General features: G+C 35.1%; 16 protein-coding genes. 9 read left to right on the forward strand and 7 right to left on the reverse strand.

The annotated features are described in order from the left end of the window. Window positions 1-73 precede the first annotated feature (73 nt). The gene (locus KCG35_RS07630; RefSeq protein ID WP_215819088.1) at window positions 74-1,750 is read right to left on the reverse strand and encodes a diguanylate cyclase; all 1,677 of its coding nucleotides are present in this window, start codon (window positions 1,748-1,750) and stop codon (window positions 74-76) included. Window positions 1,751-1,951: 201 nt separating this feature from the next. Between KCG35_RS07630 and KCG35_RS07635 the strand changes: the two genes are divergently transcribed. From KCG35_RS07635 to KCG35_RS07650, 4 genes are all read left to right on the forward strand, one after another. Then, window positions 1,952-2,674: a hypothetical protein gene (locus KCG35_RS07635; protein ID WP_215819089.1), complete on the forward strand. Its 723-nt coding sequence runs from the start codon at window positions 1,952-1,954 to the stop codon at window positions 2,672-2,674. 55 nt (window positions 2,675-2,729) lie between these two features. Further along, window positions 2,730-3,779 (forward strand): DUF2333 family protein, encoded by a 1,050-nt coding sequence (locus tag KCG35_RS07640; RefSeq protein WP_215819090.1) that lies wholly within the window; start codon window positions 2,730-2,732, stop codon window positions 3,777-3,779. Window positions 3,780-4,450: 671 nt separating this feature from the next. Continuing rightward, a complete protein-coding gene (locus KCG35_RS07645) occupies window positions 4,451-5,125 on the forward strand; it encodes a hypothetical protein (RefSeq protein ID WP_215819091.1) in 675 nt (224 codons plus the stop codon). 771 nt (window positions 5,126-5,896) lie between these two features. Then, window positions 5,897-6,331 (forward strand): carbon storage regulator, encoded by a 435-nt coding sequence (locus tag KCG35_RS07650; protein ID WP_215819092.1) that lies wholly within the window; start codon window positions 5,897-5,899, stop codon window positions 6,329-6,331. A 164-nt stretch (window positions 6,332-6,495) separates the two neighbouring features. Here KCG35_RS07650 and KCG35_RS07655 read toward each other — a convergent pair whose 3' ends face one another. From KCG35_RS07655 to KCG35_RS07675, 5 genes are all read right to left on the reverse strand, one after another. Continuing rightward, a complete protein-coding gene (locus KCG35_RS07655) occupies window positions 6,496-7,467 on the reverse strand; it encodes a hypothetical protein (protein ID WP_215819093.1) in 972 nt (323 codons plus the stop codon). Between the two features lie 18 nt (window positions 7,468-7,485). Continuing rightward, on the reverse strand, window positions 7,486-9,093 hold the full coding sequence (locus KCG35_RS07660) for a hypothetical protein (RefSeq protein WP_215819094.1): 1,608 nt from the start codon (window positions 9,091-9,093) through the stop codon (window positions 7,486-7,488). Between the two features lie 520 nt (window positions 9,094-9,613). After that, on the reverse strand, window positions 9,614-10,348 hold the full coding sequence (locus KCG35_RS07665) for a substrate-binding periplasmic protein (protein WP_215819095.1): 735 nt from the start codon (window positions 10,346-10,348) through the stop codon (window positions 9,614-9,616). A gap of 359 nt (window positions 10,349-10,707) precedes the next feature. After that, window positions 10,708-11,127, reverse strand: coding sequence for an NUDIX hydrolase (locus KCG35_RS07670; RefSeq protein WP_215819096.1), 420 nt, complete (start codon window positions 11,125-11,127; stop codon window positions 10,708-10,710). 465 nt (window positions 11,128-11,592) lie between these two features. Next, a complete protein-coding gene (locus KCG35_RS07675; protein WP_215819097.1) occupies window positions 11,593-11,778 on the reverse strand; it encodes a hypothetical protein in 186 nt (61 codons plus the stop codon). A 1,215-nt stretch (window positions 11,779-12,993) separates the two neighbouring features. Here KCG35_RS07675 and KCG35_RS07680 point away from each other — a divergent pair. Further along, window positions 12,994-13,581: a PhnA domain-containing protein gene (locus KCG35_RS07680; protein ID WP_215819098.1), complete on the forward strand. Its 588-nt coding sequence runs from the start codon at window positions 12,994-12,996 to the stop codon at window positions 13,579-13,581. A gap of 42 nt (window positions 13,582-13,623) precedes the next feature. Here the strand turns inward: KCG35_RS07680 and KCG35_RS07685 are convergent, their stop codons facing one another. Next, window positions 13,624-14,346, reverse strand: a complete 723-nt coding sequence (locus tag KCG35_RS07685; RefSeq protein WP_215819099.1) for a lysozyme inhibitor LprI family protein — start codon at window positions 14,344-14,346, stop codon at window positions 13,624-13,626. Window positions 14,347-15,244: 898 nt separating this feature from the next. Here KCG35_RS07685 and KCG35_RS26910 point away from each other — a divergent pair. From KCG35_RS26910 to KCG35_RS07705, 4 genes are all read left to right on the forward strand, one after another. After that, the gene (locus KCG35_RS26910) at window positions 15,245-17,653 is read left to right on the forward strand and encodes a hybrid sensor histidine kinase/response regulator (RefSeq protein WP_215819100.1); all 2,409 of its coding nucleotides are present in this window, start codon (window positions 15,245-15,247) and stop codon (window positions 17,651-17,653) included. A gap of 131 nt (window positions 17,654-17,784) precedes the next feature. Then, window positions 17,785-18,393, forward strand: coding sequence for a response regulator transcription factor (locus KCG35_RS07695; protein WP_215819101.1), 609 nt, complete (start codon window positions 17,785-17,787; stop codon window positions 18,391-18,393). A gap of 158 nt (window positions 18,394-18,551) precedes the next feature. After that, window positions 18,552-19,610, forward strand: a complete 1,059-nt coding sequence (locus tag KCG35_RS07700) for an extracellular solute-binding protein (protein WP_215819102.1) — start codon at window positions 18,552-18,554, stop codon at window positions 19,608-19,610. After that, window positions 19,577-21,277 carry a beta/gamma crystallin-related protein gene (locus tag KCG35_RS07705; protein WP_215819103.1) on the forward strand — a complete coding sequence of 567 codons (1,701 nt, stop codon included), beginning with the start codon at window positions 19,577-19,579 and terminating at the stop codon, window positions 21,275-21,277. The genes KCG35_RS07700 and KCG35_RS07705 overlap by 34 nt, the downstream gene beginning before the upstream one ends. Window positions 21,278-21,680 lie beyond the last annotated feature (403 nt).

Raw genomic sequence — 21,680 nt, forward strand, 5'->3', positions numbered from 1 at the left:
AGGGGGATGTTAATAAGTTACTGCGTAGTCACTATGTTATGGACCGTATGCAACTTAAAAAACTTGCAGGATACTATGAGGCAGAAGCTACAGGTTTGTTTGATGGCGACCCCTTTTCCTCCGGAGGCGTATATATACGGACACAATTTCGACCCGCGTGCTTAGCGTCATAGAGTGCTTGGTCTGCTTGGGAGGATAGCATTTCAGTATTGTCTTCCGTAAGCATGGCAACCCCACAGCTAAATGTAACCTGTAGGTCTTCAGGGTGGGCGGGTTGGCGTAATTGAGCAAAGTGTGTACGAATATCATCGAGTAGAGCTAAAGCATTTTCTTGTTGGGTATTTGGTAAGATCACAGCAAATTCTTCTCCACCATAACGTCCTACCGTATCTGTTTTTCGCAAACGCTGCTTAAGAAATAGCGCTAAGCTTTTGATCACTCGGTCACCCATGGGATGCCCATAAGTATCATTCACACTTTTAAAGTGGTCAATGTCTATCATGGCAAAGGCGAGTGGCGTTTGGTTTTCTTCTGATCGAAGAATTTCATTTTGTAATTGCTGTAATGTGTAGGTGTGATTATAAAGGCCGGTCAAACTATCGCGTATCATTCTAGATAGTAATGCTCTGGCTCGCTCTCCACGGTTTCTAACTGTAGATATTAAGTGATGTGGCTTAATTGGTTTGGTTAAAAAGTCATCTCCTCCTTCACTCATCGCAATGAGTTGTTTGTCTACATCTGCTTCTGCGGAAAGATAGATAATGGGAATGCTGACGTATTTTTCTTGCTGGCGGATGACTTTAGCTAACTCCATACCATTACACTCAGGCATATACATATCAAGAATAATTAAGTCAGCATCGAACTTTTCTAAGGCATCAAGGACCTCAAGAGGTTTAGTGATGACTTCTGTGATAATGCCTGCCTTGTTCAGTGTGTTTTGAGTGAAATATGCTTGTGCTTTTGAATCATCAACGATAAGCACACGATAGGGGTCTTGGACGACAACACGGGTTAATTGCTCAATACGGTCAATGATATGGCCTATTTCAAGTCCTCGGGTATAGAATTCACAACCAAAAGCACGGGTTGCTTCTAATCGTGTTCGAATATCATCAATATCGTGACTGTAAAACAATACGGGAAAAGGGTTATCACGTTCAGCCTGAATCTTTTTAATCAAGTCAATACCTGCATGGCGCTGACGGCCAAAGTCGACATCCATGACAATAACAGCTGGATGTCGAGCATGATATGCGTTCAAAAAGTCTCTAGGTGCAAAAAAAGCCTTGGCTCGAATACCAAAGTAATCCATTTGCTTCAGTAGTTTTCCTGCAAGACTTGGGTGGTTCATACCAATATAAACAGGTTTTGTTGACGGAATTGATGTAGGTTTGGCGTTAGAGTCGCCTTTACGAAGGGCTGTATGACTTAATGTTGAGATTAGGTGGTTGAGTTTACGAATTGTATCACTGTTGGGGATACTGTTACTGTCAAAATTTTGTAGAATGTCTGAGATCTGTTCTGCGATGTGAGCATGTTTCTCTTGATCAAACCGCTTGGCATACTTTAGAAGTTTTTCATTCGCTCGATTAAACTCCTCTAACCATTGTTTAGTCCAGTGGTCGACATTTATCCGGTGCCAACACTCAATAACTTGGCGTGCCCTGTTGGTAACGCGTTGAGCAAAATGATCCTTTAGTCGAGCTGTAGACTTTTGTATTGATTCTTTAGAAACTTGCTCGGTCATGATACAACGGACAGCCCATATTAAATGACATCATTTGATCCCGTGTACGAGTCTAGCTTAACAAACGAGTGAAGCTTTTTATTGCTTTGTCTTGATAGTTATAGGTTATAAGATGGATTGACTCAACTGGTCTCACATGCATTATGTTACTCTAACCTCAATTACTGCCCGAAAGCCACTGTTATGATAAAAGGCGTGTTAATGGAGAAAATTCATAAACATCGTTATGTGATCCATATTTTGGTGGGACTGTTTCTAGCTTGGGGTATAGCAGGATGTCACCACCAGGCACTTCCAGCTAATGATTCACAATCTACTCAGGAAATGGTTCAGAATAATGATATTCAACACAAACGGATGCAGTCCCGTATAGCTTGGTTATTATTGGAGGCCGAAGATGCTTTTAAAGAACGGCGACTGACAACCCCAAAAACAGACAATGCTTTAAATTACTACCAAGAAGTTCTGACGCAGCAGCCAGATAATATTGAAGCACAACTTGGAATTGAGCGCATTGTTAAACGTTACAAAAATATGATTCGTTATGCAGTAGAGAAAAAAAGGCTTGCGAAAGCGCAAATTTTATTATTAAGAGCACAGTCAGTCGATGAGAAGCATAAATTACTGCAGAGCCTTGAAAATGAAATTATGTCACTGCAGTCAAAAGAAAAATTGCAGTTTTTCTTGGATACTGATTTGCTACAAGCTCGCTCACCAATTATTGTTCATTACTTAGAGTCTATAAGAAAATATCTTGCAAACAATGTGCAAGAGGTCCTTTTGGTAAGTCCTACTGATGCAGATAGTCAATGGATACTAAAGCAGTTATCTATTAATACAGATGAACAGCAGTTTATTGTACAACAACAGGCGGGTAAACGACCTAAAGTTCAGATTAGACTGTCTTCTAGTGATGAGTCGTAAAGTAAGTTAGGCACAGTATAATTCTGAATACTTATTACTAAATTAGAGAGAAATTATGGTACTTGACAGCATAAAGGATGCGTTTTTCACTGTAGGTGAAAAGCTGGGGATACTTGGAAAAGGACGCTTAGGTAAAGTCATTGGAATTATTTGTGTGGTACTGGTTCTGCCTGTTGTCATCTTAGGCTTTATTTGGAACACAGAGCCAGATTTATTTGATGTAGACCTTGCGGCAAAAAACTATGCAGAGCAAAAAGGGAATCAAGTTGTTACTGGTTATGTTACCACCTACACGCTTAAACATGTTACAGAAACTCTTTTAAATAAAACAGGAGGTTTTCTGTCAAATGATGTCATGCCTCCCAGTGTAATGATGGATAACATGCCAAGTTGGGAATTTGGTGTTTTAGTACAAATTCGTGACTTGTCCCGGGCAATGCGTAAATCGTTCAGCCGCTCTCAGTCGCAGTCTGTTGAGGACAAAGATTTGGCCGTTGCTGAGCCACAATTTTCATTTGATCATCGTAGCTTTATGCTGCCATCTTCTGAAAAGGAATATAAAAAGGGCCTTAAAAAGCTTGATGCTTATCTTAAGCGGTTGGCTGATCCAAAAGATCAAAATGCACAGTTTTACGCGCGTGCAGATAACTTAAGAGACTGGTTAGCAGATGTAGAAACGCGTTTGGGCAGTTTATCTCAGCGACTTAGTGCGAGTGTTGGTAAGGACAGACTTAATACCGACTTAGAAGGAGAACCTGGGGCAAAACAGTCCACCTATAAAAAAGAGTTATTAGAAGTTAAAACGCCTTGGCTTGAGATTGATAATGTATTTTTTGAAGCGAGAGGAACAGCTTGGGCCCTGATACACTTTTTACGTGCAATTGAAACGGATTTTTCTGATATTTTGGAAAAGAAAAAAGCTGTCGTTAGCCTGAGGCAGATTATTCGTGAGCTAGAAGCTACGCAAGAAGTTATTTGGAGTCCAGTGATTTTAAATGGTAGTGGTTTCGGCTTTTTAGCCAATCATTCATTAGTGATGGCATCTTATATTTCTCGTTCGAATGCTGCTTTAATTCAGCTACGTAGTTTGCTTCAAAAAGGCTAAAATTTAATTTCTTACTTCTCCAGGTTAGATGTAAAGCATGCATCTAACCTCACTTCCTCTTTTTTTCTAAAGCACCGTTGTCCAACATCTGCATAACGCCCTTCGAACAGGTCGTGAATCCTTCCCTGGAAGCCGCTGTTTGTCAAGATAGTTGCCGCACTCTTACGGCAAACAGTTCGATGTGCATTTTCCAGCCTTTACCTACCATTGGCCTACGTCAAAATACCATAGATGTTCATTTAATCATGATTGAGGTATAGCAAAATATGGGTTTGCAGTGCTTGAATTGGTTTGTGAAACAGGTATTGGGAGGAATAAATTAATTCATGCGCTGTATTGGCACAGTATATACTCATCACAAATTATTTTTATATGCAATTGCCTGGGGGGGGCGCGAGTCTTAATAGGTCAAACGAGACTCACTAAAAACCTCCGCTGTTGGTGTATATTGAAACTTGTATATTAATGTGTTGTCTCTTTAAAACATAATACAGATTAGTCTCAGTATTTTAATATACATACTGAGTAGAGATGGTGACGAGTCATTGGAATACTTTTTTACTTACTAAGTCTTGGTATTATTTTTTCACTTATTTTAGGCTTAAAAATACATGCTTAAACATCATACATATACATGGCTTACAATAAGTCTGCTAGCAAATTTACCTGTAATGAACACAGTAGCTGAAGAAATCGAACCTCCACCAATCATGAAATCATGTACTGGAAATAAATGGTGTAATGTTGAGGTTAAAGCAAAAGATTGGCCTGTACGAGACAAAAAAACAGAACAAAACAATGAAGGTTCTGAAAAAGCTGATATGGGGCTATTTACTCTAAAAATTCCTAAAGGCTATATCAAAAAACACTATGATAAGTCGCTTCAGCAGTTAGAGGTTAAATATTCAGACTATACCTTACTGCTGATAAGGGAACAGGCAGGGGCATATAGTACAAAGCAATCATTGATACCTGATAATGTGATTAAGCAGGGTGCTAAGTATCATCCCATCAGACAGTATGAGATAGCTTTTACAGAAACAGAACCTGATCAAGAGCCAAATGATAAATATGAAAAACTTTTATATCGACTGGCTTTTTTTACAAAATCGTTGGGTTTGAAGGATGCTGTAATTTATAGAAAAGAAGATATTAATGCCTATCAACGGCGATATGATATGGATAGTCAAATTGATGAAATTAATGTTTACGTGACGCGTGCTGATCGACCAAAAGAAAAGTTAGTTATTGCATTAATTAATGGGGATGTGAAACGTCTTCAGAATATTTTAGCAACAATTGAAAAAGGTAATGATCAAGCGAAGACAGAAAGTAAAAGTCAATAGGTTGACTTTCTACTCTACGTTTGCCTGTAATGTTCTGATTTATGGTTAGATTGACTGCTTGAAATCGAAAAACTTGGCTGAAACATGGCTATTCGGTGTAGCAGTCCATACATCATCACTTTGACTAGTACATTTCGAGGATGGGGAGAAAATGATGATATAACCTGTCCTCAATCAGGAATATATAAATGTGATGGTATTCAAATTATTTTTTTAAGTTTATATCCCCCAACATGACTTTATTCGAAGTAATGATAATTGAGTTCATTTTCCCGTGTAACAAATAGCTAAATTGTGAAGTATTGCCTCTCCAGTTATCCGTTTTAAGGTAGTCTTGCAGCTTATTTTTACAATACGCTGACCTAGTTGAAGAAAGGTAGGCTTCTAATAAGTAGGAGCTGAATGGCAAGTCTTGTAGGGGTGTTGCTTCATCTTTAAGTGTTTATTGATGTTTATGTCTTCACTATGGATGTGCAATAACAGTATTTGGTGAGAACCAAGTTTTTAGGATATGGGCATTCAACTGATGCAAAGTCATGGTTTGGACGTTATTGAACTTATCATTTCAGAAGATACTTGATATCTTGATAGAGAGTTGTCAAAAAAATATTACATCAACGTACAAATGAAAAATGTAGTTGCTGTAGCTTTAGAAATAGTAGTTTTTAAGAACATCTACTAGGGGAAAGAGAGTTTACGTTAGAACCAGTAACCAACTTAGTTGGTACGTCATTTTAATGGACTATTAGTAGGCAGTATGAGAATTATTTCATGTTAAAGTTGACAATTAAAAAAGGCCATGCCATTTGTATTGGCGATGACATAAGGATTGAGTTTGAGCCTGAGTACTATAAAAATAAGGTTCATGTGAAGACAAAAATTTTTGCTCCGGATGAGGTACCAGTAAAACGGCTGGAAATTTACGAAGGGAAAGAAGAAATTGAAAAGGATATCAAGGACTATTTCCGTCGAGTTAAGTCCTACAAACATAAAAAGGTAGAAGCTCCCCGTAATAACAATACTGCGCCAACAAGGCAAACAGTACGCCATCCATATATGTTACATCAGCAGTCAAACTATAATAATTATTATGATAAAGCTGAATATAACCATGATAAAATTGAAAGAAATATCTCTCAACCAAGAATAATAGTAAAGAAGAAACGGATGCTAAATGCATCTGAAAATGACAATAATTCAATATAAAATAGTATTGCTTTTTTATTTTTATAAAGGTTTTGTGGTAAGTGAATGATAGATTTAATAGGGTATAAATAATCTATGTACGTAATTTATGCAATATTAGCATGAGTACTTTATACCCTAGATTTCCGCTCTTTGAAGTGTATTGATTTTAATATTAATACAGCTTATGACTCTACAGAAAGGTGAAGCATTGTTGTGATATTTTGCCAAGAGTGCTGTTTGCTCAGAGTTCTTAAGCTTACTGGCCTTTCAATTTGTGTGTTGACTCTTAAGATACCCGTTGTTTCAACAAAATTACTAAAAGCATCTAACCACTCCTGGGCAACAGTTTTAGAGAGCCCTTGTCTTTGTAAGTCTTGTAACCATTGATTATTTTGAACTTCGTTAATCAATGATGTGGGTTCAGTATCAGGAGTAGATTGTAAGGTTAGTTTATGCCATTCCTTCGTACGAGATAACAAACCACTGTCCTCAAACTGTAAATCAATATGCTGAACTCTTAGACTACCTAATCGTTGGCTGGTTAAGTCATAAGGTAACGATGTATTTCCTGATAAAATTGATACCCCTATTTGCTGAAGTTCTTTTCTAGCGAGTCGGAGCCTATCCAGTGTTGTATCTGCGATTAATGAGCCAAGAGAATCTATTTGTAGGTGGGAATGAATTTCAACACTATCAAGTTCAGGGGTATATTCCCAATCGATAGTTAAGTTCACAGGTTGATGTTGGTAACCCATTGCAATAAGTACTTTTAATGTGGTGCGAGCAGGGTGATCGGTAGGAATTAAAAGGTTTAAATGGTTAATTAAATCTACATTATAACCTTCGATTGTCAGTGTACCTTCATACCAGTCTTCTGGTTCTTGAATTGTCACTAATGTGGTTGAAACTGATTCAACGTTAATAGTGAGAGGTTTCCCTTTAACTTCATACGTAATTGTTGGGTTAAGAAGGGTCATTGATTGAGTGAGCGGATTGTAGAGTGCGTGATCATATTGAAAATCATCCAGTAATTGGAGTTTTTCAAGCTGAGTTATCAAACGCTTTTCTGCTCGGACTTGAAGATAGAACCAGCCACCAATGATAAGACTCAGGGTTACAATAGCAATAACTGTAACTTTAACAAAACGATTCATTACAGCTCCTTTAACCTATTACTGCCACTCGTCAATGTTATAACGCTTTAAAACTAGCTGAGTAACGTCATTAAATTCGGCACATTTTTCTTGTTTACATACCGCAACGTTTTTTACCTCTAATTGTGGAATTAGAAAGTTGTTACTTGCTTTTATTTTTGAGCTGCCAGTAACTTGTGCCCATAATAAGTACCAGCCTGGTTTAGCTAGTTCTGGATGGCTAGTTATGTGCATTAAATAAGGCCAATCTGTAGTTGATTTCTTAGCATCAATACTGTCTATATGAACTAGATTGAAGACAGAAATAGGCTTTTTCTCCAATAAAGATGTAGCTGCAGCCTCTAAAGGATTGCCTAGTTGATCCGCCTTAGGAAATAGATAAGTGAGTCTGGTTGCAAAATCTGCATTGCGTAACATTTGAGTATCTTGACGAATTAAAGCAGAAATTGCACCTTCCTGCGGTTTAGGTAATGGTTTACGTTCGGAGCTATCTGAGGAGGTCAGTGTTTCAGAAAAATTTTCTTCAAGCCAATTATCCTGGTCTTTACTAACTGTTACTTGAAATATGATGTGTCCATTATTTTCAAGTGGGAAAGTAAGCTTATTAACAGCTAATAAGTTAAAGGAAGTGACATTACTTGTTATTTTGCGTAGTAGGGCTTCAGTTACATTAAATAAGTCTTGGCGTTGAGTAGAGCTTTCATTTATTGATGATGGGTTAGACACAACAATAACCTTTCGTTGGTTGAAGTGCCATTCTCCATTATTCATAGCAAGTAAGCCAATAAAGTGTGCATTAAGTTTAGGGGCATGACCTAGGTAAAAGGAGAGAAACTGTTGTTGCTGAAGCTGAAAACGGTGTAAAAAAATGGAATGAGCTAGGTTAAGCTGGGGATCAATAGGAAATCCATGAGCAAATTTACCGTTTAACCGGTTTAAAATATAGCCATCAGTTTGATGTGTAGTTACTTTTCCCAGTCCATAAACAAACCGTTTGCTGTCACAGTTTAAGCCGCTGTATTCAATATAAAGAAGCCTGGGATCTTTCCCAGGGGGAATTTGTGGGAGCCGAATTTTACAGCGTTGATCTTTGGTGCTTATTTCATAGTCTTTTACACCATAGTAGGATAACGCTTCTTGGTATTTTGGAGGCTCCCAAAGGCTATTTTCTGGGCTGGACTGTTTCAATGAGGTTTGATCTACGACGTCTTGATGTGGCGATGTTTCTTGAGTTGGCTGTGTATTCATTTCAAGTTGCCAATTCTTGTTACGAGAGGCTAATCCTGTAAAAGCCACGACACCGTTTTGCTTTTTTGCTGTGATAATGACGGTATTCACTGCAGGACAAAATGTAGGGTCATTTTCTTCTTTTTTAGTATTTAGCAGAATCCCTAAACGTTGAGATAGTTGCTGAACTTTAGTGACGTTGGAAAAGCTATTAGGAGACTCGCCTTGTAGTAAAATATTAACTTGTTCACCACACCAAATGGCATTGTCTTCTGCAGTGGCATATATCCTGAGCTGCATTGTTTTTGAATGAGCGATTAGTTGTTTTTGATTCGCTAGTGCTGAACTAACATTCAAACTAATGAGGCCAATGAGGGTTAGCTTTACAAGAAGCCCCATAAATAAACGACCTTTATCACATCTTTGATATGAAGGCTTTACTGTGATGGATATGTCCCGTTTGGGATACAGAATGTTGCTATATGACCTCATTATGACATGCCAACTTTTTGGGGTTTCCACTTTATACTTCAGGCCAAATTATTATAGGTTTAGATGTGAAATTAGGATTCATGAGAGTTGACTTATTATTAACGAACTTCATGTGACATGTTAATTGGAAAGAATCCTTAGACGTGATGAGGTTATTGTAGATGTGGCTATTTTAACTGTTCTACAGCGTAGTATGAAACTTGATGTATATAAATGTGAAGCTTTGCCCACCCCTTGATCTTTAAGTTAGAGTCTCCAATATTATCGATTGCGCTAAGCTCTGTAGATAAATCAACATGTTCATCTTTAAAAGTTTTTATCTATTTGTTAGTGAGTATTAATAGTAATTAAGTATTGCTTAGACTGGATACTTATGTAAAGGAAATGCAAAAACTGTAATACTAAATATGTATAAAAAAAATAAAATCTATTCTTTTTGGGTATATTTCTTCAATAAACGAATGAATGATCCGTCTTCTATCATTATTTGGGTTGCTTTAAGCAATAAGTTTGTCAACGTAATGTTATTTTTGCTAAATACACAATGTAAAGAATATTCCTTATCTATCAAAGAAGAGAGTTTTAACCCTTTAGCATTACCTGCTTGAACTTGATAATAAAAGGAGTATTCATTGTCAATGATGGTATGGACTCGTTGCATCTTTAGTAATTTGTACAAGCTAGATGTTTTTTGCTTATTAACTCTACTGGCAATACCTGCGTCAAATAGCTTTGTGAGCAACTGGCTATAATGATAACCCAAATGAGTTCCAATAAGCATATTTTTAAGATCATCATAACTTTTTAAGTCAGATGTATTATTTGAGATAATGAAGAATTCTTTACGTTTTATCACTTCTGGTCCCCATAATAGTTTATCAGGATGATAAGACCATTTAGGGTTATGAAAGCATAACATTTGGATGCGTCCTTTAACTAACATTTCATCAGTGCGTTTTGTTGGTAGTTCAGAAAAGGCTGGGACTAAACCAGCTTTTTTGGCAATGCTCTTAGAAATGTCATATACAACTCCTCCAATCAACTTGCCTTTTTCTTCAATATGAAAAGGTGGGCCATGAAAAACATAGCCAATATTCACTATAGTATTTTTAGCTTGCGCAATATTCACAAGGAAGAAAAAGCACAAAATAACAGTTTTCATAAGACAGTATAAATAGTAGTAAAGGCTGTGTCATAGTGTTGTTAACAATATAATCATGCTATTACTGTGAGTATATATCAATGGTAGTAGTATTAGAAAAATATTCGATTGCTTAACTAGGCGCAACAATAAAAGTAACCTTTTTCTTTAAGTGTCTTATTTTAGAAATATTATAGACTGATTAAATAGGTTGCTTAATGGGAGGGGCTTTTTTTTATAATGCTAGCAGAATCATGAGTGTAACGCTGATGCAGCTATTAAGGAAAAAGTACATTTTTAGAGGCGTTTGGATAATGATCTTGTATATAAGACGAGCCACTATAAATTAATATTCTTTAATTTGTAGTGGTTTAACCATTTTAAGTCTTTAGGTTAAGTGTTTTTTTTGCTTCCTCATTGACTTTAATTGTGTATCCATCTTTTTTTAGCACAAAATAAATTTTTTTAAGATCCATAATCATGCCAATCTCAAGAAGTCTAGCTGGTTCTATCCAGGTATATTTATCACTCTCATTTTGCTTTAACGTAATTTTTTGTTGTTCATGTTTTAGTGTGCATTTAAAGTAGAAATGGCCTTTTATGCTGGATATTAAATAGCATATAGTAATATCCAGCCCAGTTTCTTCCTTGGTTTCTCTAATACATGCTTGCTCTGGCGTTTCTCCCATTTTTATACCTCCGCCAGGAAAGCACCATTGATGAGATCTTGAGGTCTTAGTAGATCTATGAATGAAAAGAAGTTGATTTTGTATGTTGCCGATAATTGACCATGAAGGCATGTTGTGACCAAATAATGATTAAACTACTCATTGTATTTTAGGTGTTTTGTAGCAAAGGTGAAAGAAGGATACTAACCAACGGTTTAAAATTTTTGTTAGGGATAAGCTGGGTCATCACGAGATTAAGCATCAGGGCAAGTTTGCTAAGGTGAAACTTGCGGTAGCTGCTTTAATTAATATAACGGCGCTGCTGGGTGGTTACACTAATAAGTGACTGTGGTGAAGACAGTTAAATGGCACTGCATTAAGCAATTCCAATCTTCCATGGCAGCCAAACGCAGACAACAAACCCCTTGTGCGCTATGAGTATAAAATTGATTCGCGAAGGGTGTAAAATGAGAAGTATTTGTGTTTAGATATGGGCAACTAGAATGGAACTGTTGCCCTATATATCTTGCTCTTACTCGCTTGTGGTTAAGTTCGGCGAGTTGCTAAAAAGCTTGTTAAGCTTCGAGATGAGGTAGACTAAGACGAGCTAGATCCGGTTTTGAATAAGAAGTATCCAAGTCCTATTTCAATATAAGCCGAAAACCTCCAAATGATTTCAGGTAGCTGAATACCAATACTTTCTCCCCATACATCAAACCCAGAATAACTACCTACTAAGTCCACCAAACCAAATAGAATCAAAATTATTCCAATAAATTTCATACTTCTTTTCCTTACTTCTTAAGTGAATAAAGACTTTTAGAGTTAATAAACTGAAAGTTGCAGAGTATATAATGGTTATTAAATGTTACTTTGATGTAACTCATCATGTAGTACAAACAGATAACAGTGGTTATATTTTAACCTGCTCACGAAGTTGTTGTTAAAGGGCTATCGACAACTGGTAAGCTTGGTAGGTATTTATACGTATTTTTTGGCTTTTTGCGCTGTAAAGCATGATCCAATAAAGAACCTTTATATTGAATAAATGATCAATGTATTGCTATTGTTTTTAGATGATTTAATTTATAAAGCAATAAAATTTGTAGTTATTGAATTAGATATTTTTTTGATAAATTATTTACTAATATTGAAATTTTTACATTATTTTAAGATTAAGTAAATGGTGTGCAGTATTTTATAATGGTGCAGGTTATTTATAATTTAAAATATAGATCGGACGTTAGTCTTGCTTTGTTGGTGTTTAAGTTATTAGTAAAAAATAAATAAAAAGTGACTGCCGTCACTTGAGGAATGAGGGTTAGTATGTAAAATGCGCAAGTTTTGGCGGTAGATAGTAAAGGTAGAAAATGGAAACCCGTTTCTTTGAGGGAATTCTGATCATGATGGCTTTTTATAGCTTGATTGCACTTATAGCTCTCGATATTTACTTGGTCTTAACATATTCATTCATAGTATGTATTCCTCTATTTTTAGTTATATACACTTTGCGGTTTTTCTTTAAAGGTTATCGAAGGAAGATATTTTAAAAAAGTAAATGTAAGTAACAGCGTTCATTACGCAAGATTCTTAAGGGTAATATTTTTTTAGGTACATTCGTGCATACATTTTGTGGAAAACTAAAAACTTCTCGACTCTATGGATAATGATGTACATACAAGATTAATAATTCAATTAATTTCCATCTGTAGGTTGAACGATAAAAAAAACTCATTTCAAATTATAAAATATTCTTCATTTATTCGTAATTTAGCTTTGAGTAAGTTGTTATGTATTATTTAATAACTTAATTAGGTTTAATTAGTCGTTTAGCTATAAATGAATGGTCCAAGTTATTCATTAATGCTCCACTTAAGATTAGGCCAGAAAGAACGTTCAATTGAAAGCTTGGTTTAGTGTAAGAAGTGATATACCATCCCATACAGAGTTCATTCGCGTTATAATAGTGTCATGTAACATATGAAGATTGAGTTATACATGAATACAAAACAAACATTATATACGCGTAGTGAATCCAAATGTGAGCTTTGCGGCGCTTCAGAAGATTTAGCTGTTTATGAAGTACCCCCTAACTCCACTCATAGTCCTGAAGACACGTTACTTGTGTGCCGCACGTGTATAGATCAGTTAGAAGACCCTGAAAAAATTAATGTGCATCATTGGCATTGCCTTAATGAGAGTATGTGGAGTCAAGTACCAGCTGTTCAGGTTGTCGCATGGAGAATGTTAACTCGTCTGAGCAGTGAAGGCTGGCCTCAGGATCTGTTGGATATGTTGTATCTGGATGATGAAACCCTGGCTTGGGCAAAACAGACCGGAGAAGGTGCATCCTCTGAAGAGACGGTGAAGCATGTGGATAGTAATGGAGCATTGTTGGAAGCAGGTGATAATGTTACCTTGGTTAAAGACTTAAACGTGAAAGGCGCAAATTTCACAGCTAAGAGAGGAACGGTTGTCCGAGGGATATCATTGGTTGCAGATAATCCAGAACATATTGAAGGGCGCGTTAGTGGTCAACAAATAGTTATTTTGACAAAATTTGTTAAAAAATCTAATCCAAAATAAGTTTACTGCTAAAGCCATCTCTAAGTTGAGATGGCTTATTATTTAGAAGTTCAAGTTTTCGATAGGCTCAAACCTTGGAATTCCTGAGTTGAGTAAAAATATATCCTTACCTATTATACCTCGCATACCACAATAACTATTCTGGCAATTATTATTAATATCATGTACTACGATAGAATTGTTGTTAAGATAAATGTGAATTGTGCACAATTCCTTGTTTTCTTTATCGATTGATTTGAAAATAAAAGTATCATTTGTTTTATTTTTTTTAGCATTACCATAAACATAACAGGTGTGATAATTACTGTTTATAGATGTATACGCAAAGGTAAGTGAGGCATCTTTCTGCTGCTCTATGTCTAACGTGTTGACAACACTCACATGTTCAGGACCAGACTTTTCTACTGCCCCTATTTTATGCTGTTTTGAGTAATGTGCATTGAATATATGTTGTGGTTTACTCTTGATCAAATAGTTTAATTGAGCTATACGTCTTTTGTATTCAGTTTTCAGGCATTTTTGATGGTCACATAAGTTTCTTTGTTCATTAAGCCAACTGCGTTGATATGTAATCAACCCTTTAGCATTATGGGAGCTGAGTGCAAGATTATAAGTGTGAGATAATACTTCATCTAAGTCAGACAGTGTTTGGTCTGTACATATCATTTTTTCTATGTGAGTTGCAGCTTTACTGCAGTCAAAACTCGCAGATAGACAATACATAGACTGCATGTAAAGAAAAAGAATAAGCAAATTTGTTTTCACTTAACAGACTCCATTACTGGTCTATGGAATGAATTCAGATTCATATAATTTGGGATGTTCTGCACAAAAATTTTAAATTCAGTTTAACCTGTACACAACCAAGCTGAAGATCATCTATGGTATAAATTAGTCCAGGAATAATTTGAAAAGTATAGCGACATATTGCGACAAAACAATACTTTCAATAAAGTAAATATTTACTTATAGTAATCCGCAGGACATACATAAGTTATTCATCAAACTGATGTGTATTATGTAAGTTAAATTTGTATTTTACAAATGCTTTATTACTGACATTGGACCCTAATACATAGTACTAACGAAAAGATCTGTTAGTAATACGTTGGTATCAATTTATTGAGTATTCTCAATTTCCTTGCTCGTAATTGTGGCCTATCTCCATCTATTGGTTTTCCCCTGCAGGTGGAGATAGATTTTTTTTGCATATGCCATTTCATAAGTTTACCTACCTCAACCCCAAAGATTGAATACCAATCGGGACTTATCCAATGGTTAACCAACCAAACTAATTGTCTTTAGTTTGGTTTAAGACCACACGCCTGTAATGTAGCTAAAATATATATTTTAAAATTACTTATAAATTTATAGTTTTTAAATTTTGTATATAATTAATTTGATTTTTTTATGAAGGAACGAAGGGGCTTTAGTGTATAAGGAGTACATGAAGATCAGAGTACAGTGATGAGAAATGTTGTTGTAAACATAGAAAAAAATGTATAATACAAAACTTGCTTGATGCTGCTGTTAATTAACAATAGTTAAGACTTTGCTTATATTTTTTGAAAGTTAGTTTATGTGTGTTAGTTAAATTAAGAAAGTGTTGTTTTATATTGATATATTAGATTTATGACTTGGAAGTTGTAGACAAGGAATGCCAGTGAAAAAGCCAATAGGCATACAAAAAAAACTCATTTCAGTATTCCTAGCTTCAAGTATATTACCTCTTGTACTTTTTACGCTAATTACAGCGATTAGTTTTACTGATAGTATGAAAGAGCAGGAGTATGAAAAGCTTGCTGCTGAAGCCAGGTTTAAAAAAGAGCTTATTTTACAGTTTTTTAATAAAAGAAAAAGTGCTATTCAATTATTTGTTGGTGATGTTGCTCGAAATGAAATGTCTGAAACAAACACCTTGGCAGTACACTACTTAGGGGAGTTTATGGTGGGGGTTTCTCAATTAGGTTATGACAATAAAAAACATATTCGGGAAATATTACTAAAGTCTCTTTTTTTAAAACAAATTAAAAATAATTCTGATGATTCTAATGTTTATGGAGTTCTAAAAGGCGATTACTATGAAAATGCCCATGATGATATACATGAAACACTCAAATCTTATATAGATAAACTAGCAGTCCATGATCTTTATCTAGTGGGGCGAGATGGGCAAGTAATTTATTCAGTAAAAAAAGGAGAGTATTTTGCAAAATATTTAACATCGCTAAATAAAAAAAATACAAAAAAATCTCCAGCTATAGCCCGAGTATTTAATCAGTTAGCATCCAAAGAGTCAGATCTTACAACAAAAAGTATGTTTAGTGTTTTTGAAACAACTAATTCTGGGGACGATGTAAAACAGTATATAGCTAAACCGCTTTTTAGATATGGATATTTTATCGGGGCAGTAATATTTGGGTTTAGCTCGGAGCCACTTAATAAATTTATTAAAAATGATACATTGATTGATGAAAATACTGAGATATTTTTAGTTGCTCAAGATCACTCGTCACGGTTAGTAGGTATGTCGCATGAGATGTTTGAACGTTTTCAGTCAAATCCAGTAGTAAATTTATCACTTGCAGGCACTGAAGCTAAACAAAACTATCGTTCATTCTCTGGGGAAGATGTATTTGGTGTTAGCTCATATATTGATATTTTTAATGAACGATGGGCTGTTGTAATGGAAATTCCAAGCCGGGTTGTTTTATTCAAGATATATTGGAATCTTGGAGTTGCCTTATTGACTGTTATTGTATTAATTTTTATAACAAGTTCAATTTTATGGTACTTATCAAATGTCATAACTCGCCCAATAAAAAAATTATCAGATATTGGAGAAAATATATTAAGGAAGAGTGTTACAGAAACAAATCATAATGGTTTGGATGAGATTAGCCGAATTACAAAAAGTTTTTACACGATGCAAAATTTAATGCTCTCTGAAGAGGCATCAAATCGTGAAAAATCCAAATTTCTCGCTGCTGCGAGTCATGATTTACGGCAACCTTTACATGCTATGGGGCTGTTTATATCTGCATTAAGTTCACAAATGAGTAGTGATGGATCATTACAGTTACTAAACCGACTAAAAGCATCTCATGATTCGTTAACTAAATTGCTTAATGCTCTTATGGATATGGCAAGGTTAGAAGCTTGCGCTGTTGAAGTAAATAAAAAGGCAATATCTGTTGGTGCATTACTATTTGGATTAAAAGATGAATTTGAAGCCGTTGCACTCTTAAAAGATATAAAGTTAAGCGTTTTACCTTGCTCACTTAATATTTATACCGATCCGATACTTCTAGAGCGCATTTTAAGAAATTTATTAACAAATGCAATTCGTTATAATAATAGTGGTGGAAAAGTAATAGTAGGTTGTAGACGAAATAGGGATAAACTGATATTGCAAGTGTGGGACAATGGCATTGGTATGACAAAAGCACAGCAGCAAGATATTTTTAAAGCGTTTGTACAACATACTAAACAAGGGGAAGGTTTAGGATTAGGGTTAGCGATAGTTGACCGTACTATTACACTTTTAGGTCATGAATTGTCTTTAAATTCTTCAATAGGTAAAGGCTCAGTATTTTCTATAGCCGTACCTCGAAGTAAAAGTGACTCACAGTTATCAGCAAAAAGCAAAGAGGTTACCTGGAGTAGTATGGATTCAATAAACGTGGCTGTTGTTGATGATGATGTTGATATTTTACATGCAATGGAGGCTCTGCTGGGCAGTTGGGGTTGCAAAGTAATGTTGGCTCAGACAAGTCAAGAATTGTTAAAAATATTATCTGAAAAACAGTTTTTGCCAGATGTTCTACTAGTCGATCTTGAATTAGCGGGAAGTGAAAGTGGAGTCAGCGTTATCCAGCAAGTACAGCTAAATGTTGATAAGGCGATAATTGTTGCAATCATTACAGGTAACACAGCAGTTGATCATAATTGTACAAAACTGAGTAAAGCATTTCCAATACTCCATAAACCCGTTTCTCCGGCTCAATTAAGATCCTTGTTAATTCATTCAAAGAATTGCCAACATAGTGAGAATATTGTCTCGATATCATAATTAGTTTGATAAATCAATAATGCAATTGTAGGATGGTTTTAGGCTAAGTAGTGGTTAAAATGGATTTGATCTTATAACTTATATCTGCTTGATTATTGATCGATTTCGAACTTGAGTATGCATATTAACTAATGAAAAACTTAAAATTTTTGATTGCTGAAGATCATGATCTTTATCGAGAAGGTTTACTTAATTTATTAAAAGAGACGTTTGTTGGTTGTACTATAATTGAATCAGGAGATTTTCCAACAGCGTATACTCTTATAGAAGAGCATCGTGACTTATCTTTGTTAATACTTGATATTCAACTTCCAGGTACCGAGCGTTTAGATGGCTTAAAGCTATTAAGATATCAGTTTCCTCTGCTACCTATTGTTGTTATTTCTGCATTAGAAATGGGGGCAAATGTTCAGAATATAATGGCAGCAGGTGCAAATGGTTTTATAAGTAAGGCGGTAAAAAAGTCTCAGATGCAAGAGGGATTGCAGGCTGTACTAATGAGGGGGGAAATGGTAGCAATAACTAACTGTAGCCATACTCTTCCACCATTTTCACCTAGACATATTGAAACATTAGATTTACTTGCAGAGGGGCTGACTAATAAAGGTATTGCTAATAAGCTAGGTATTTCAGAAATTACGGTACGACAGTATATGTCTGAAATATTCAATTACTTACAAGTTGATAATAGAACTCAAGCCGTTATCGTTGCAAAAAAGTATGGAATACTTATTGACTAAATACGTGTTTTATATAATGACATAGACTTTTTGTAAATACAGAAAATAAATTTTTAAATTAATTGTATTAATGGTGCTAAAAAAGTTAAATGTAGTCGTTAATTGAAAGTATAAAACAAAAATAATTCCAGAGTAAGGTAGTCATTATTAGTTGCCCTATGAGTAAAAAAGTTAGTTTATTGTTTTTACGTTCCATACTAATAAGCACTATGGTTTCAATGAAGGTTCTGGCCCATAGTGCAGATGTAAGCAGATTAATGCAATCTGCAACAGCTGACCAAAATAAAGGGTTAGTTGTTTATGCAGTATTGTATGAAACAACTAATGCTATTGCCTACGCATTTACGCAAAAGACTGGTATTCCTGTGCATCTAGTAAACATGCGTGGTAGTGGTGCTGCTCTAGTCAGAATTTATTATGAAAAACAAAAAGGTTATGGCGATATTTGGTTTGGAGGAAGCTTAGGAGAGCATATTCAGGCAGGTAAAGACGGTTTTTTAGAGCCTTACCTACCCAAAGGTATTGAGCAGTCAGATTCCTTTTGGGGGGGAAGCTATATGAATAATACCGTGACAGGACTATATGGTGGCTTATTAGGAATAATTGTCAATACGAAGTATTTGGAACAAAGAAATGTGCCAATACCTCGATCCTGGAAGGACTTAACAAAACCTATTTATCGAAATATGATTGGTATGAAGAGCCCAGTTGTATCAGGCACTGCGTTTACGACAATGATGACGCTTATTTCCTTACTGGGAGAAGAAGCGGCATTTGACTATTTAAAAAAAATCCACTTAAACGTAAAACACTATGGAAATAAACAAACAGACTTTGTTAAAACAGGTCAAATAGGCATTGTTATGAGTTTTTTTCATGAATTTTATGATACACCATATCCTGAGGCAATAGAACTTATTATTCCAGAAGAAGGATTAGGGTATGAAGTTGGTGGAATTAGTATAATAAAACGGCAGTCAACAAATAGATCAAATGCTAAAAAGTTTATTGACTTTGCTGTTTCTAAAATAGGTCAACAATTATTTTTGACAAACGGAAATTCCCGTCTGCCTAGTAATAAAACTCTTTTTACTCAAGCGATAGATCCAAAATATAAAGATGCAAAAATGATTAAGATAGATTTTGAATGGGCAGGTAAAAACAGAAATCGTTTAGTAAAACGATGGTTGAAAGAAGTAAAAATAATCAAGAAATAATATTGGTTTTAAAAATAATATTGTTAATAAACTATGAGAGTATACTCAGGATGAAGATGCTATCAAAATTAATATGTAGTAGTTTGGTACTATTTGGTACTACAAGCATGAGTGTTAATGCAGAAGAGTTAACTAGTGTTTCTTCTAGTTCAACTTCTGATCCTACGGATATGGTTAAATTCTATGCAGATACAAAATATAGAGGTAATGAGTACACATATCCTGCAGGGGAATATTCCAATGTAGAGCATGTCGTTATAAATGGTTCTTCTTCTGTGAAAGTGCCAAATGGACATTTTGTGGAGCTTTATAATGGAACAAATTTTACTGGGAAAAAATATATTTTTTCTAAAGATAACTCGAATTTCCGAGACTATGAGGATATTAATGACAATATAAAATCCTTTAAGTTAATAAAAGGAAATCCTGATGTTTGCTTTCATGTTGATACTCGATTAGAGGGGAGGGAAGCCTGCTATCGTCATGGTGATCAAATTCCCGAGTTGAAAGATTATGATTTAAACGATAGTTTTAGTTCGGTTAAATTTTTTAACGAAAATACAAAAGTTATTGCTTATGAACAAAGAAATTTCACTAGCGAACATAAAGAGTATTTTTTTACGCAGAGTAGATTAAATGACTGGAATGATAATATTGTATCTCTTAAAGTATTAGCTAATCCAATCTCTCAAGATGAAAAACAGTTTTTGAACTCTATCCAAACAAAATATAAACTCAATGAGTTATTATCCGCCTATAATCCAGTATGGAATTTTTGGGGAGGATCAACATTTTTTCCAATAGACATTGATCAATCATTTGAGCAGTTTAATGATTTACAGCATTTAGAGTGTGATGAAGGGAAATGGCGCTTAATTTATAACTCTGGAGTGGCTAAGAATTACCCTGAACATACAAACAGTCAAGTAGATATGAAGGCCTATGGCTTTGCTCAGTTAGTCGAAAGAGGGATTAATTTACATTATTATCTATATTTTCCATATAATGTTGGTCATGAATTATCTTCTGCATATGACCATGAAGGTGATTGGGAGGGAGCTATTATTCATTTAAGGCCAGTACGGGTTGGTAGCAACTTTTATTTAAGGCCTATGATGCTTAAAACAAACGCACATGGCAATGAATGGAAAGTTGATTGGGATAGTAGTGAAGTTTGGACCGCACAAAATGGACAATATATTGGAGACACAAATATTTATAAAAATGAGTTAGGAGCAGATATTTTACCACCTAGATTATTTGTAGCAAAAAAAAGCAATGGAATTTATCCGAATACAAATCATGAACATTCTATTATTTCATTTCCATCATCGAATGATCATAACCGTACTTGTGTAGATGCTAATGTTTGGCCTTTGTGTGACTATATAGAAACACCGGATGATGTCTCTCGTAGAATCAGATTGCCTTTAGCTCCAATTTTGGTTAACAAAAGCAATAATGGAAATATCGAATTCTTACGGTTATATTCACAACAAAAAGTTAAGTGGTTAAATAGAGATTCTAGTTGCCAAGCTGGCACAAAACATACTGATATGACTAATATTCCTAATGGAGTTTGGCGTTGGGGTAAACATGATGGCCCTACAGGTGTTCAATTTAGAAAAGATTTTGATAATACCATCCCAGGTGTTGTATTAAGGTAGTAAGAGTATGGCTGCCTACTAAGGCGGTTTATATACACTCTACGAATAATTTTTAGAATTTGTTGTCCATACTCTTGAGCAATAATGATGTTGGGAATGCAATTTAAGCAAGAGCATTTAACTACCACCAAGTCACTTTTTAATATAACTGCCCAGCAGCGCAGTTATATTAGTTAAAGTCGTTCACAGCGGTAAACTTGCCCTAAGGCTTCGTCACTTGACGGTCGACCAGGGGTATGAAATCTCTACGTTATAGGTATATACAATCAAATAAAGTGAATTTTGTTATTAATCCTACCGAAATATACTAATTATTAATCTTATCAACAAACAAAAAAAATTCTTAATAGGAAGAGGCATAGTTGACAATAAATTCATATTACTTATGATTGTCAAGGATAGA

The sequence above is a fragment of the Zooshikella harenae genome (assembly GCF_018837975.1).
GTDB lineage: Bacteria > Pseudomonadota > Gammaproteobacteria > Pseudomonadales > Zooshikellaceae > Zooshikella > Zooshikella harenae.